Origin of the sequence: Lysobacter sp. CA199 (assembly GCF_052078715.1) — a bacterium.
Lineage (GTDB): Bacteria > Pseudomonadota > Gammaproteobacteria > Xanthomonadales > Xanthomonadaceae > Lysobacter.
The window spans coordinates 233380-247084 of record NZ_JBQJIL010000013.1; the positions used below are offsets into that span (position 1 = coordinate 233380).

The 13705-nt window shown below is 67.0% G+C and carries 15 protein-coding genes and 1 pseudogene; 3 read left to right on the forward strand and 13 right to left on the reverse strand.

Features of this window, described 5'->3' with window-relative positions:
• Positions 1-84: 84 nt before the first annotated feature.
• Positions 85-477, forward strand: coding sequence for a VOC family protein (locus tag ACTOWJ_RS23600; protein ID WP_441337058.1), 393 nt, complete (start codon positions 85-87; stop codon positions 475-477).
• Positions 478-650: 173 nt separating this feature from the next.
• Positions 651-1370, forward strand: coding sequence for a CPBP family intramembrane glutamic endopeptidase (locus ACTOWJ_RS23605; protein WP_441337059.1), 720 nt, complete (start codon positions 651-653; stop codon positions 1368-1370).
• A 30-nt stretch (positions 1371-1400) separates the two neighbouring features.
• Here the strand turns inward: ACTOWJ_RS23605 and ACTOWJ_RS23610 are convergent, their stop codons facing one another.
• The 13 genes and pseudogenes from ACTOWJ_RS23610 to ACTOWJ_RS23670 all read right to left on the reverse strand — a co-directional run bounded on the left by ACTOWJ_RS23610 (position 1401) and on the right by ACTOWJ_RS23670 (position 12315).
• Positions 1401-1853, reverse strand: coding sequence for a DUF2214 family protein (locus ACTOWJ_RS23610; RefSeq protein ID WP_441337060.1), 453 nt, complete (start codon positions 1851-1853; stop codon positions 1401-1403).
• A gap of 198 nt (positions 1854-2051) precedes the next feature.
• On the reverse strand, positions 2052-2648 hold the full coding sequence (locus ACTOWJ_RS23615) for a cysteine dioxygenase (RefSeq protein ID WP_441337061.1): 597 nt from the start codon (positions 2646-2648) through the stop codon (positions 2052-2054).
• Positions 2645-3805: a homoserine O-acetyltransferase MetX gene (gene metX / locus ACTOWJ_RS23620; RefSeq protein WP_441337062.1), complete on the reverse strand. Its 1161-nt coding sequence runs from the start codon at positions 3803-3805 to the stop codon at positions 2645-2647. Before metX ends, ACTOWJ_RS23615 begins: the two co-directional genes overlap by 4 nt.
• A 289-nt stretch (positions 3806-4094) precedes the next feature.
• Positions 4095-5129, reverse strand: a complete 1035-nt coding sequence (locus ACTOWJ_RS23625) for a tetratricopeptide repeat protein (RefSeq protein WP_441337063.1) — start codon at positions 5127-5129, stop codon at positions 4095-4097.
• A gap of 11 nt (positions 5130-5140) precedes the next feature.
• Positions 5141-5575 (reverse strand): cytochrome c-type biogenesis protein, encoded by a 435-nt coding sequence (locus ACTOWJ_RS23630; RefSeq protein WP_441337064.1) that lies wholly within the window; start codon positions 5573-5575, stop codon positions 5141-5143.
• 170 nt (positions 5576-5745) lie between these two features.
• Positions 5746-6291 (reverse strand): DsbE family thiol:disulfide interchange protein, encoded by a 546-nt coding sequence (locus tag ACTOWJ_RS23635; RefSeq protein WP_441337065.1) that lies wholly within the window; start codon positions 6289-6291, stop codon positions 5746-5748.
• A gap of 158 nt (positions 6292-6449) precedes the next feature.
• Positions 6450-8354 (reverse strand): annotated as a pseudogene (locus ACTOWJ_RS23640) (heme lyase CcmF/NrfE family subunit); the annotation flags it as partial.
• Between the two features lie 246 nt (positions 8355-8600).
• On the reverse strand, positions 8601-9068 hold the full coding sequence (ccmE, locus tag ACTOWJ_RS23645) for a cytochrome c maturation protein CcmE (RefSeq protein ID WP_441337066.1): 468 nt from the start codon (positions 9066-9068) through the stop codon (positions 8601-8603).
• Positions 9065-9229, reverse strand: a complete 165-nt coding sequence (locus ACTOWJ_RS23650; RefSeq protein WP_441337067.1) for a heme exporter protein CcmD — start codon at positions 9227-9229, stop codon at positions 9065-9067. The genes ccmE and ACTOWJ_RS23650 overlap by 4 nt, the downstream gene beginning before the upstream one ends.
• Positions 9229-10008: a heme ABC transporter permease CcmC gene (ccmC, locus tag ACTOWJ_RS23655; protein ID WP_441337068.1), complete on the reverse strand. Its 780-nt coding sequence runs from the start codon at positions 10006-10008 to the stop codon at positions 9229-9231. Before ccmC ends, ACTOWJ_RS23650 begins: the two co-directional genes overlap by 1 nt.
• 118 nt (positions 10009-10126) lie before the next feature.
• Entirely contained in the window at positions 10127-10804 is a 678-nt protein-coding gene (ccmB, locus tag ACTOWJ_RS23660) for a heme exporter protein CcmB (RefSeq protein ID WP_441337097.1), read from the reverse strand.
• Positions 10805-10851: 47 nt separating this feature from the next.
• Entirely contained in the window at positions 10852-11496 is a 645-nt protein-coding gene (ccmA, locus tag ACTOWJ_RS23665) for a heme ABC exporter ATP-binding protein CcmA (protein ID WP_441337069.1), read from the reverse strand.
• 339 nt (positions 11497-11835) lie between these two features.
• The gene (locus ACTOWJ_RS23670) at positions 11836-12315 is read right to left on the reverse strand and encodes a DUF3293 domain-containing protein (protein ID WP_441337070.1); all 480 of its coding nucleotides are present in this window, start codon (positions 12313-12315) and stop codon (positions 11836-11838) included.
• A gap of 214 nt (positions 12316-12529) precedes the next feature.
• On the opposite strand from ACTOWJ_RS23670, the gene ACTOWJ_RS23675 reads away from it, so the two are divergent.
• Positions 12530-13678 carry a pyridoxal phosphate-dependent aminotransferase gene (locus tag ACTOWJ_RS23675; protein ID WP_441337071.1) on the forward strand — a complete coding sequence of 383 codons (1149 nt, stop codon included), beginning with the start codon at positions 12530-12532 and terminating at the stop codon, positions 13676-13678.
• Positions 13679-13705: the final 27 nt, after the last annotated feature.

The following is a 13705-nucleotide window of genomic DNA, read 5'->3' on the forward strand; positions in this document are numbered from 1 at the left end:
CACAGGGAACCGATCGTCCCGAGCAGTTCCCGCCTGGCCGGCGGTAATTGGTACAGTGCGGCGTCCCGCAAGAAGAGCGTGCCCATGACCGATATCGCCCGACCTTTGCACAGCGCCTATGTGCTCGCGGTGCCCGATGCCGAAGTCACCGCGACGTGGTGGGAAACCCGATTCGGCTTCGAACGCTGGCTGGAGCCGCCGGGCTGGGTGTTCCTGCGCCGCGGCGCCTGCGATCTGCGCCTGGGCAGTTGCCCGGGTGCCCTGTCGCCGCGCGAGATCGGCGATCACAACTACTTCGGTTACGTCGTGGTCGATGCCATCGATGCCTTGTTCGAACAAGCCCGCGCGCGCGGCTTGGGTTCGTTGGCGCCGCCGCACGACCAGCCCTGGGGCATGCGCGAGATGTTCGTGCAGACGCCCGACGGGCACCGACTGGTGTTCGCGCAGGAGATCGCGGCGCCCACGCGCGACGTCTGAGCGTCCCGGGTGCGGGATGGACGCGGTATGGGCGATGCCGGGCAGCGACGCTCCCGAGTCGCGGATCGATGACCGACTACTGCTTGACCGCCACTGTTTCCGTGCCGAACATCCGACCACAGCCCTGAGCCGGAGCGCTCGCGCCCGGTCGGGCGACCTTACGATAGAGGCACATGGACGCAGCCATCTTTTCGCTCGCTTTCGCCATCGCGGCGTTCGTCGTCTTCGCGCTGTTCAAGCCTTTCGACAAACGCCTGAGTTTCGGCGTCGGCATCGCCTTCGCCGTGTATCTCGGGCTCGACGATCTGGTGACTGGGCTGGCTTCCAGTTCGGCGGCCTTGGATCCCTTCGGCGGCCAGTGGAACTGGGCCGGAAAGCTCTACAGCCTGATTCTGGCCGTCGCGGCCGTGCTGGCGCTCAGGATCAAACCCGAAGCGGTGGGATTGACGCTGGCGCAAAGAAATCTCCAGCCGTGCCTGATCGCGCTGGGGTTGTTCGTGCTGTGGGGCTTGGGGCTGGGGTTGCTGTTCCGGCCTGGAATGCCGTCGGCGGAGACGCTCGCGTTCCAGGCGACGATGCCCGGATTGTCGGAAGAGCTGGTTTATCGCGGCGTGGCGCCGGCGCTGCTGCTGGGATTGATCCGAGGCCGATCGGGCGAGCAGGGCATGCCCTGGGCGGTGATCGGCATAACCGCCGTCGTGTTCGGCCTTTGGCATGGGCTGGGGTATTCGGCCGGCAAGTTCTCGTTCGACGCCATGTCGGCCTTGTTTCCTTTCATCGGCAGCATTGCCGGCGGCTGGCTGCGGTTCAAGAGCGGCAGTCTGCTGTTTCCGTTCCTGGCCCATTCGGTGGCCAATCTGGCTTTTCACCTCAGCGCGTACTTGGTGAGCTGAGGCTGATGGGAACAGCGGCGTGGTCCGGCTTCAGAACCCGCCGTAACGCGCCATCGCTGCGGCGCAGACCAGGATCACCGCGACCAGGATCAGTTCGAAGCGGATAAGCAGGCGCAAGGTGCCGACCTCGTGCGTGGGCGGCAGGAAATTTGGGTCGGCCTTGAGCGCTTTGCGCCAGCGCAGGAAGCGCACGGTCGGCAGGATCGACAGCAGGCCGACCAGGATGAAGGCGCCGAACTTGGCGTGGAACCACGGGTTGTGATCGTAGAAGTCGAGGCCTTTGATGCCGTACATCACCCGCGCGACACCCACGCCCAACAGCATCAGCGCGCTGATGCCGTATCCGGCGTCCAGCCCGGCCAGGCGGCGCAGCACGGCCGCGTCGATCGGCCCGCGCAGCAGCACCGATTCGGCCACCAGCATCGCGATCAGGGCGAACACCAGCAGGTGGTGGACGGCGGCGAGCAGCAGGTCGGTCAGCATCGGCGAACTCCGGGCGGCGGCTGGGAGGGAACTGCAGTGGCGCGAAACACCGCGCTTGGCCACGCGCGCGCCAACGCGCTGGTCGCCCGCGAACGAGCTAACTGCGATCGGGATTATCCGGATTCGTGCGTAGTTGCGTACTGACCGATGTCAGTGCCGACGGCTTGACGCACCGGGCGAAGGCCCGGCGCGATGCGGTCAGGCCGCTTCGTCGGTTTCCAGGGCCTTGTCGACCCGGCGGAACCATTCGCCTTCGCGCGGGACGAACATCGAGCAGCACTCCATCGGCGCCTTGTAGATGTGCAGCGACACCGCGACGGAGTCGTTACTGGCATTGCGGATGGTGTGGTACTCGTGCGGCGGAATCAGGCTGCCGGCGCTGCCGGGTCCGGCGTGCATGCCGCCAGCGGCGCGGAAGCGGAAGTTCTCGCCGTTGCGCTCGAGCAACTCGTACTGGGTGATTTCCAACTCGCCGTCCCACACGCCTTCCACGCACCACAAACCGCTGTGATCGTGCATCGGCGTGCCTTGGCCCGGGCCCCAGGTCATCGCCACCACGCTGTAGCCCAATCGCGGGCTGCGGTAGAGCTCGCGGCGCGCGTAGTGATCCTGGATCGGATCGAACACGCAGTCGGGCAGGTTGACGTCGCGGTCGCGGATCATCTTGCACAAGGTGTTGCGCAAGGCCGCGGTGACCACGTGTTCGTCGCCGGCGACGACGGCGGCATCGATCGCGGCGACCAGTTTGTCGTGGCCGGGGAAGTCCAGGTCGGGCAGGGCGTCGGTGGCGTTCATGCCACAGATTCTACGCCTGTCCGCAGCTGCGCGAGAAATCCGCCGACCGCGGGGCCGAAGCGGGCGATATCGACCAGGAACGCATCGTGCCCCTGCGGCGATTCCAGCGGCACGAAGCTTGCGTCCACGCCGCCGGCGCGCAGGCCCTCGGCGATTTCCTGCTGCTGTTGCAGCGGGAACAGGATGTCGGTGTGGACGCCGATCGCCATGGCCTTTTCGAGCCGGATCGAGGCCAGCCCGCGCCGCACCTGTTCATCATTGTCGAGGCCGTCGGCGTCGCCGCAGTAGTCGCCCAGGTCGAACCAGTCCATAGAACGACTGAGATACAGATAACAGTTAGGGTCGAAACGGCGCACGAAACGGCGGGCATGGCCCTCCAGGTAGCTTTCGACCTCGAACTCCAGGCCGAAGGGCTCCTCGTCGGCGCGGTCCGAATCCAGCCGCACCCGGCCGAAACGCCCATCCCATTCCAGCGCCGAACGGTAGGTGATCACGCCGAGCTTGCGCGCCATGCGCATGCCCGACTCGGGGTAGTGGGCGTCGTCGTAATGGCCCTGGTTCCATTGCGGGTCCAGGCGGATGGCTTCGCGCTGCAGCGAGCGGATCGCGATCGAGAACGGCAACGCGCGCGCCGCGCCGGAAATGTTGATGTGCGTGCGCGCCAGGCCGGGATGGCGCACCAGCAGCGCCAGCGCGGTCATGCCGCCCATCGAGTTGCCGATCACGCAGGCCAGGCGTTCGATGCCGAGGGCGCGCACCACGTGCGCGGCGGCATCGGCGCCGTCTTCGATCGACAGTTCCGGAAATTCCAACCGGTACAACTCGCCGCTGGCCGCATCGATCGAGGCTGGGCCGGTCGACCCCTTGCAACTGCCCAGCGAATTGACGCAGATCACGAACCAGTGGTCGCTGTCGATCGGCTTGCCCGGGCCGAGCATGGCCTCCCACCAGCCCGGCTCGGGGTTGCCGGCGTTGGCCGCGGCATGCGCGTCCGGCGACAGGCCGGTGACGATGAGGATGGCGTTGTCGCGTTGCGCGTTGAGTTCGCCCCAGGTCTCGAAGGCGATGCGCGCGCCGTGCAGCGCGCCGCCTCGCTTCATCGCAAACGGCGAGGGCAGGTCGATGTGACGGGTGCCGGGCGGAATGAATTCGGTCATGCCTTGCTCGTGTGGCCGGCGTTGCCGGCGTCCTCGGGTTGAAGTGATGGTGCGGCGATCCAGCCTAAACCATCGTTGCGCACCGTGATCGGGATCGGACTTGCGTTTGCATGCGGCAGATCGGGCTGCCGACCGCAGTGTTGTCGCGAAGTCTCTTGTGGGAGGGGCTTCAGCCCCGACGATCGGAGCGGTGCAACTTTCAGGTAGCGCGCGGCGATCGGAGGCCGTCGGGGCTGAAGCCCTCCCACAAAAGTGGTGTGGCATCCGCCGCACGCGCAGGAACGCTGGCTTACTCGACCACGCGATCGATCACTACGGTCACCACATCCTTGCCGTCGGTGCGTACCGTGACCGGCTGCGAAGTCAGATCGCCGCTTTGCGGTATCGCGTTGCCCGACGCGGACACGCGCGCCAGCACTTGCACTTGCTGGAGCTGCGAAAGCTTCATCGTCGGCATCGGGCTGTCGCCGTCGTCGAGGGTCACCTGCAGCGGCAACGCCGCGGCGGGATGTTTTTCGACCGCGACCGGCATCGGCGGGCCGGCCACCTGGCGCGCCAGCACGAATACGCTGGCGTTGGCCGGCAAGCGCGCCTTCAGCGCGGGCGCCAACTCGACCTTGATCTTGAGGCCGCCGCCAGCGGCCGAAGCGGTCGCGGCGACGCCTGCGGCCGGCGCGGACAGCGCTTCCAATCCGGCTTCCTGGCGCGCGCCGTTGATCTGTTCGAGCAGACTGGTCGCGGTGTCTGCGTCGACCACGTTGAGCAACGGTTCCCAGGTCTTGGCGGCCTCGGCCGGCTGTTCGGCCTGACGCTGGGCGATGCCGAGGAACCAACGTGCGCGCTGATGCATCGGCTGCTGCTGCAGCGCGTGCTCGAGCATGCTCACTGCCTGCGCGTCGAAGCGACGCTCGCGGGTGGCCAGCGCGCGCGCTTCGGCGGCCTCGGCCAACAGATCGGGATTGTCGGGCGCGAGCTTGACCGCGCGCGCATAGGCGTCGCGCGCCTTGGCGCCCAGGCCCTCGGCGGTATAGGCGCTGGCGAGCAGGCGCCAGCCTTCGATCTGATTGGGGTCGCGTTCGAGTTCGGCTTCCAGCTGGCTCACCGCTTCGGCCAGCGTCTGCGGCGCGCGGAGTTGCTCGGGCTTGAGTGCGTTGGGCGTGCCGACGATCAGGTACAGCCCGACCGTGGCGATGGTCAACGCCAAGCCCAGACCCACGCCCAGCGCGGGTCGCGAGCGCCACAACGGCGCCAGCGCGTAGCCGAGCACGAACACCACCAGCGCCGCGCCGACCGCCACAAATACCACCGTGGGGGTTTGAGTCATCGTTACCGCCATCACCACTCTTGATCCTCGTCGTTGGGCGCGGCCTGGGCCTGCGCGGGCGTGCCGCGCGCGCGGATCACCCGCGCCAGCACGAAACCGCCGGCCAACAGCACCAGCGCGGGACCGAACCACAACAGCCAAGTCTTGGATTCGACCTGCGGACGGTACAGCACGAACTCGCCATAACGTGCGACCAGGAAGTCCTTGATCTGCGCGTCGGTCTTGCCCTGGCGCATCAGATCGAGCACTTCGCGGCGCAGATCGTGGGCGATCTGGGCGTTGGAATCGGCCAGCGACTGGTTCTGGCACATCACGCAACGCAGTTCGGCGACCATCGCGTGGAAGCGGCGTTCTTCCGCGTCGCTGGTGAAGCTCAGCGGAGCGGGGTCGTTGGCGGGTTGCGCGGTCAGCGGGGCGCTGACGCTCAGGCTCAATGCGATGGTCAAGGCGGCGCCAGCGATCAGGCGCCGGGCGAACTGCGAAAAAGCAAATCCTCCCTGCCTCCCTTTTTTAAAGGAGGGAACAGCAAGAGCGTCCGGGGTGATGCGTACTCGCACAACGGGTTCCCCCCTTTGCAAAAGGGGCGACAGGGGGGATTTGTTTTTCCCGCCCAGCTTCATCGCGATTTCTCGATATCGGACAAGATCGGCAGCAGTTCGTTGGCGATGACCTTATCCGTCAGCGGCCCGACGAACTTCCAGCGTACGATGCCGCGGCCGTCGACCAGGAAGGTTTCCGGCGCGCCGTAGATGCCCCAATCGATCGCCGCCTTGCCTTCGTAATCGGCGACCACGACGAAATAAGGATTGCCGTACTGCTCCAGCCAGCGCATCGCGTCGGCGTGTTCGTCCTTCCAGTTGAAACCGATCACGCGCAGGCGCTTGGTTTCGGCGAAACGGGTCAGTACCGGATGTTCGTCGCGGCAGGCCGGGCACCAGCTGCCCCAGACGTTGAGCAAGTACGGCGCACCGCGCAGATCCTGGGTCGACATCAGGCGGCCGGCTTCGTGCAGCACCGGCAGCGAGAACTGCGGCGCCGGCTTGCCGATCAGCGGCGAAGGCAGTTTCTCGCGATCGGGATTGCGGCTGAGCCAGACGCCGGCGCCCAGCAGCACCGCGAGTACGGCGAAAACGGCCAACGGCAGCCAGCGACTGTTGTTCATGTGCGGTCTCCATCGAGCGCATCGACGAGCCCATCGCCAGGCGATGAACTGTCGTTGTCGCGGTAACGCTTTTCTTCCCAGAACGCCGTCGGGCCATCGGCCATCGTCGCTGCGAACGGATCGGGCTTGGGTGCGTGCGCATCGTGCGCGAGTTTCGGCCGGAACCGCCGATCCGTCGCCGCGACGAACCCGCCCAGCATCATCAACAGCGCGCCGAGCCATATCCAGCGCACGAACGGCTTGATATGCACGCGAACCGCCCAGGCGCCGTCGCCGAGCGGTTCGCCGAGGGCGACGTACAAGTCGCGGGTAATGCCGCGCGCGATCGCCGCTTCGGTCAACACCTGGCCGCCGCTGACGTAGGCGCGTTTCTCCGGATGCAGCACGGTCAGCACCTCGTCGCCGTCGAACACCGTGACCGTGCCGTAGTCGGCTTCGTAATTGGGCCCGACGCTGTGCTTGACGTGATCGAAGCGGAACGAATAGCGACCCAGGTCCAGGCTCTTGCCCGGCGCGAGCGCCACTTCGCGCTGCACGCTCAGGCCCTCGACCAACAACGCGCCGATCAGGAACACCGCCACGCCCAGGTGCGCGAGCGTCATGCCGAGCATCTCGGCGGTGAAGCGGCTGCCGTTGCCGCGCAGTCGCGTCCACACGAAGCGCAAGGTTCCGGCCGCGACCCAGACCGCGCCGCCGACGCCGGCGGCGACCTTCCACGGGCCCTGCGGGGCCAGGAAATACGCGGCGATCGCCGAGCCCAGCGCAAGCCCGGCCCACGGAATCAACATCGCCAGCGGCTTGGACGCTTGCTCGCGCTGCCAGCGGAACAACGGCCCGAACGGCAGCAGCAACACCAGCGGCGTCATCAGCAACACGAACATCAGCGCGAAGTACGGCGGGCCGACCGAAATCTTGCCCAGGTTCAGCGCATCGGCGAGCAGGGGATACAAAGTGCCCAGCAGCACCATCGCGCAGGCCGTGGTCAGCAGCAGGTTGTTGGCCAGCAGCAGGGTCTCGCGCGAAGACAGTTCGAACGGCTTGCCCGGGTCGGCTTCGCTCGACGGCACGCGCAGCGCATACAGCAGCAAGGAGCCGCCGATGACGATGCCCAGGAAGATCAGCACGAACAAACCGCGCGAGGGATCGGCGGCGAAGGCGTGCACGCTGGTCAGCACGCCCGAGCGGACCAGGAAGGTGCCCAGCAGCGACAGCGAGAACGCGGCGATGGCCAGCAACAAAGTCCAGCCGCGGAAACTGCCGCGTTTTTCCGTGACCGCTTGCGAATGCAGCAGTGCCGCGCCGGCCAGCCACGGCATGAAGCTGGCGTTTTCCACCGGATCCCAGAACCACCAGCCGCCCCAGCCGAGTTCGTAATACGCCCACCACGAACCCAACGCGATGCCCAGGGTCAGAAACGCCCAGGCGACATTCGTCCACGGCCGCGTCCAGCGCAGCCAGCGCGCATCGACCTTGCCGTCGAGCAGCGCGGCGATGGCGAAGGCGAACGGCACGCTGAAGCCGACGTAGCCGACGTACAGCATCGGCGGATGGATGATCAGGCCCGGGTCCTGCAGCAACGGATTCAGATCGCGGCCCTCGTTCACCGCCGGCAGCAGCCGCGCGAACGGATTGCTGGTGAAGATCAGGAACGCGAGGAAACCGATGCTGATCACGCCCATCACCCCGAGCACCCGCGCGATCACCGGCGCGGGCAGGGCCTTGGAAAACTTCGCGACCGCGCCGGTCCACAGCGCCAGCACCAGGGCCCACAGCAGCAGCGAGCCTTCGTGCGCGCCCCACACGGCCGAATAGCGATACGCCATCGGCAACAGCGAGTTGCTGTTTTCGGCGACGTAGCGCAGCGAGAAATCCTGCGCGACGAAGGCCTGGGTCAGGATCACGAACGCGAAGCCGATCAACAGCAATTGCGAATACGCGGCCGGACGCGCGATCGCCATCCACGAGTCGATGCCGCGGTGCGCGCCGAGCAGCGGCAATGCCGTCTGCACGATCGAGATCAGCAAGGCGAGGATCAGGGCGATCTGGCCGAGTTCAGGCAGCATGGGGTGTCGCCTTGTTGCGGGGCTTGCGGTGGTTGGCGGCGGTTCCGATAACCGACGAAAGAGGGAGTCGGCCTGGACCCTCCTGATGCGTAGAGATCATTCGTGCGGCAGTCACGGCGTGAGTATTGGCAGCGCGCAAGTTTCCGCCTTCGGCATGGCGACACAGACCTTCGTGTGTCACCTCGTCCCGTCCCTTTGAAAAAGGGAGGCAGGGGGGATTCGCTTTTGCTCCAACAGCGAAATAGATCAACGCGGAGCCTCCGCCCCGCCCGGCGCGGCGACATCGTGCTTCTTATGCGCCTGCCCCATCTTGTCGGCGACTTCCTTGGGCATGTAGGTCTCGTCGTGCTTGGCGAGGATTTCCTCGGCGAGGAAGACATCGCCCTGCATGCGGCCGGTCGCCACCACCGCCTGCTTCTCGCGGAACAGATCGGGCAGGATGCCGCTGTACTTCACCGGCATCTCCGCGTCGCCGTCGGTGACCCGGAAGCTGGCATCCATCGAACCGGGCGCGCGTTGGAACGAGCCGGCCGCGACCATGCCGCCGAGGCGGAAGCGCGCGTGTTCGCCGGCTTCGCCGCGCAATATTTCGCTGGGGGTGTAGAGGTAGGCGACGTTGCGCTGCAGGGCGGTGGCGACCAGCGCGGTGGCCACGCCCGCGGCGGCGACCAGGCCGAGCACCCAGAGCAGACGGCGGCGGCGGGTAGGGTTCATCGGCTCAATTCACTGTTGGGACGGCGCGCCGCACCGCGCGTCGCGCGCATGCGCGCATTGCGCAGCTCGCGGCGGATCTGCAGCCGGCTGGCGATGAAATCCCAGCCCAGCACGAGGACGAAGACCGCGTAGGCGGCAATGACATAGTTGCGGTATTCCATCAGCGCGCATCCTCCGCGGCTTTGCCGGATCCGGTCGCGGTGCCGGCCAGATCGGCGACCCAGGCCTTGCCCTGTTCGCGGCGCAGATTGTCGGCGCGCGCACGCGTCAGCAGCGCGCCGACGAACCACAGCTTGGTGCCGATCACCATCCAGATCAGCGGCGCCAGCATGCTTGGGTCCATGGCCGATTTGCCCAGCAGGCTGATGGTCTGGCCCTGGTGCAGCGAGTTCCACCACACCACCGAATAACGGATCACCGGCAGCAAGGCGACGCCGACGATGGCCAGCAGGCCGGCCGCGCGCGCGGCGGCGCGGCGGTCGTCGATCGCGTGGTACAGGCCGATCACGCCCAGGTACAGGAACAACAGAATCAACTCGGTGGTCAGGCGCGGATCCCAATCCCACCAGGTGCCCCACATCGGCTTGCCCCAGATCGAACCGGTGGCCAGGGTGATCAGGGTGAAGCCTGCGCCGATCGGCGCGCAGGCCATGGCCAGGATCTCGCACAGCTTGATCCGCCAGATCAGCGCGATCGCCGCGTACAAGCCCATCAGGCCGTACACCGCCATGCTCATCCATGCGCTGGGCACGTGGATGTAAAGAATGCGGAAGCTGTCTTTTTGTTGATAGTCGGCCGGCACCTGGAACAAGGCCCCGTACAGGCCCCAGGCCATCACCAGCAAACCCAGCCCGTAGCCCCAGACCGCCCAGCGCGCGGCGAAGCGGTCGAAGTAGGGCGGCGAACCGAGTTTGTGAAACCAGCGGACGAGTGGATTCATTCAGTGGTTCGTTCGAAGGTCTTGGCGTCTGGGTCGCGAGCGGCCTGGACGGTAGGGGCGCGGCAGCCGGGCTGCCGCATGGGTCAGTACCTTGAGTTCCGACTATGCGGCCGCGCCGTCAGTTCAGCGCGATGCGGATCGCCGCGGCCGCCGCCAACGGCGCCAGCAGCAGCGCCACCACCAGACCGGCGGCCAGCAACAGCAAAGCGCCTACCGGGTCCAATCCCTGGGCCGAGCGGGCCACGCTGCCCGCGCCGAATACCAGCACTGGAACGTACAACGGAAGCGCCAACAAGGCCACCAGGATACCAGAGCGCCGCATCCCGACCGTCAGCGCGGCGACCACCGCGCCGAGCAGGCTCAGCAACGGCGTGCCCAACGCGAGCGACATCAGCAGCACCGGCAACTGTTCGCGCGGCAGGTACAACAGCTCGCCCAGGAACGGGGTGGCGATCAACAGCGGCAATGAAGTCGTGGCCCAATGCATGAACGTGCGGACCGCCACCAGCCAGCCCAGCGGCACCGGCGCGAGCATCCATTGCTCCAGCGAACCGTCCTCGGCATCGCCGCGGAACAAGGTGTCCAGCGCCAGCAGCCCGGCCAGCAGCGAAGCCAGCCACAGCACGCCGGCGGCGACTTTGGCCAGCGCGGTCCGGTCGCCGCCCAGGGCCAGCGCGAACAGCATCACCACCAGCAGCGCGAACAGGGCCGGCTGCAGCGCATCGCCGCGGCGGCGCCAGAGCAGGCGCAGGTCGCGCGCGAGCAATGCACGCGCCGAGCCGATCAGCCCAGGCATGGCCGCGCCGTCGCCGGGCGACTTTGGGTGCGATCCCGCCGACGCGTTCATACCACCTTCTCCATCACCAGCAGCCGCGTACGTACCGGCGGTGCCGCATATGCGCCATGGGTGGTCACCAACGCCGCGCCGCCCTCGCGCAGATGCGCCTGGACCATCCGGTTGACCAGCTCGATGCCTTCCAGATCCAGGTTGGCGTAGGGTTCGTCGAGCAGCCACAGCGGTGCCGGCGACATCCACAGGCGGGCCAGCGACAGCCGCTTCTTCTGGCCGGCCGACAATTGCCGGGCCAAGGCGTCTTCGTAACCGGCCAGGCCGACGATGGCCAGCGCATCGGACGGCAACTGGCTGCGCCGCCGGCCTTGCAGGCCGCACAGGAAATCCAGGTTCTCCAACGCGCTCAAGTCGGCCTTGAGCCCAGGCAAATGGCCCAGGTAGGCGATCGCGCGGGCGCGCCGGGCCGGATCGGAGCGGTGGCCGTCGAGTTCGACCTCGCCGTCCTCGGCGCTCAGCAGCCCGGCCAGCACCCGCAGCAACGTGGTCTTGCCGGCGCCGTTATCGCCCTGTACCAGCAAGGCTTCGCCTGCGTCGACGGCGAAGTCCAGCGGACCGAACACCGGCTCGTCGTTGCGGGTAAAGCGCAGACCGCGCGCCAGGAGCAGCGGGGGAGCGGAGGGTTCGGAAGGCGGCATCAGGCTTGGACGGACGACCGACGGGGCCGCGGGACCGGCATTTTATGCGAGTCGCCGGGGTCGTGAGCGTTGGGCTCGGTGCTGGGCTCGGTGAAGGAGGGCCGATGCTTCTCCTCAGTCGTAGCGAGCCCGATCGGCTCGAGCCTGCAGCGCGGTGGGGAGATCTCTTGTGGGAGGGGCTTCAGCCCCGACGCCTTTCGTTGCGGTTGCGGTCACCGATCGAAAAGCGTCGGGGCTGAAGCCCCTCCCACAAAAGGTCTCGTACCGGCATCGGTATCGGCGGTGGTGTGCGGCAACGGCAGCCCGGATCAAGCCGAAAGCCGCCCCGGCCGCCTTCGGTCAGCCCGAATCCGCCACCCAGTCGGTGTGTTCGCCCGGTTCGGCATCCGCCGGCCGCGCGATCAGCATCCGCAGCCGCACCGGCTCGCCGCGGCGCCACGCCAGCACGCCGGCCTGGCCGAAATCGCGGGCCAAGGCGTTGGCGATCGCGTCGTCCAGATCGGCCAGCAGCCAGCCCGGCTCGCGCCACTGGCCGGCTTCGTCCTGGGCCCAGGCGGCGTGGCGTTGCACTCTGGCTGCGTCCAGGCGCGCGACCAGGCGCTCGTCGGCGGCCTGATTGGCGCTGTCCGAATGCGGTTGCGAAGCCGGGTTCCAGGCGCTCACGAACAGATAGCGGGCGGCCGGCCAGTAGGCTTCCAGGTCGCGCGCGGGACGGCCGACCCGCAATGGCAGCGCATCGCCGTCCAGGGCCACCGCATACTCCGCGGCGGCGTAGGCCAGGGCCAGCTCGGCGGCATTGACGACCTGCAGTTCGCGCATGAGGGCAGTGTCCTGGGGCGGTCGCGGCGGTGCAAATCGCGCCGACGGGCGGGGCCGGCCACCGCAGTGGACCGGCCCGATGTCGCGCTGTCCAGCGCGGCGCCGTCATATTCATATGTCTTCGCATCATCCGGCCACGGCCGCGTGCGGTCTCACTGGGCGCAACTGACATTCCGTACACTCTGCATCCCCGCAGGCCTTCCGTTTCCAAGCCATGACGCTAGCCACCAAGCTGCCGAAAGTCGGCACCACCATTTTCACCGTGATGTCGCAACTGGCGCTGGAGCACCAAGCGGTCAACCTGGGGCAGGGCTTCCCGGATTTCGACGTGCCGCAGCGCCTGGTCGAAGCCCTCGGCCGCGCCATGCGCGAAGGCAAGAATCAGTACGCGCCGATGACCGGCATCCCGGCCCTGCGCCGGGCCATCGCCGCCAAGACCGAGCTGTGCTACGGCTATCTCCCCGACGCCGACAGCGAAGTCACCGTGGTCTCCGGCGCCAGCGAAGCGATCTTCGACGCGGTCCAGGCGGTGGTCCGGCCGGGCGAGGAAGTGATCGTGCTCGACCCGTGCTACGACAGCTACGAGCCGGCGATCGACCTGGCCGGCGGCCGCGCCGTGCATGTGCCGCTGGACCCTCGGACCTTCGCCGTGGACTGGGACCGGGTGCGCGCGGCGGTCACGCCGAAGACCCGTCTGCTGATGATCAATTCGCCGCACAACCCGTCCGGCGCCATGTTCGATGCCGACGACATCGCCCGCCTGGGCGAACTGCTCGACGACACCGGCCTGTGGCTGCTGTCGGACGAGGTCTACGAACACATCGTCTTCGACGGCCGCCGCCACGAATCGGTGCTGCGCTACCCGCAGCTGCGCGAGCGCGCCTTCGTGGTGTCCAGCTTCGGCAAGACCTACCATTGCACCGGCTGGAAGATCGGCTATTGCATCGCGCCGGCCGGTTTGTCCGCCGAACTGCGTAAAGTCCATCAGTACAATAGTTTTTGCAGCTTCGCTCCAGCACAGTGGGCGTTCGCGGAGATGATCGAAGCTGAGCCTGAGCACTATCAACAGCTGGGATACTTCTATCAGGACAAGCGAGATAGTTTCCGCGAGCAACTATTGACCACGCGGCTCAAGCCCTTGCCGGTCCCGGGGGGCTATTTCCAACTGGTCGACTACTCGCAAGTCAGCGATATGAACGACGCCGACTTCTGCCGTTGGCTCACCGTGGAAAAGGGCGTCGCGGCGATCCCGCTGTCGCCGTTCTACGAGTCGCCACCGGAAGGGCAGCGCCTGGCGAGACTGTGCTTCGCCAAGAATCGGGCCACGTTAGATGCCGCTATCAAGAGGTTGGTCTCACTTTAATTGCATTCTTGCGATGGATATCTCATA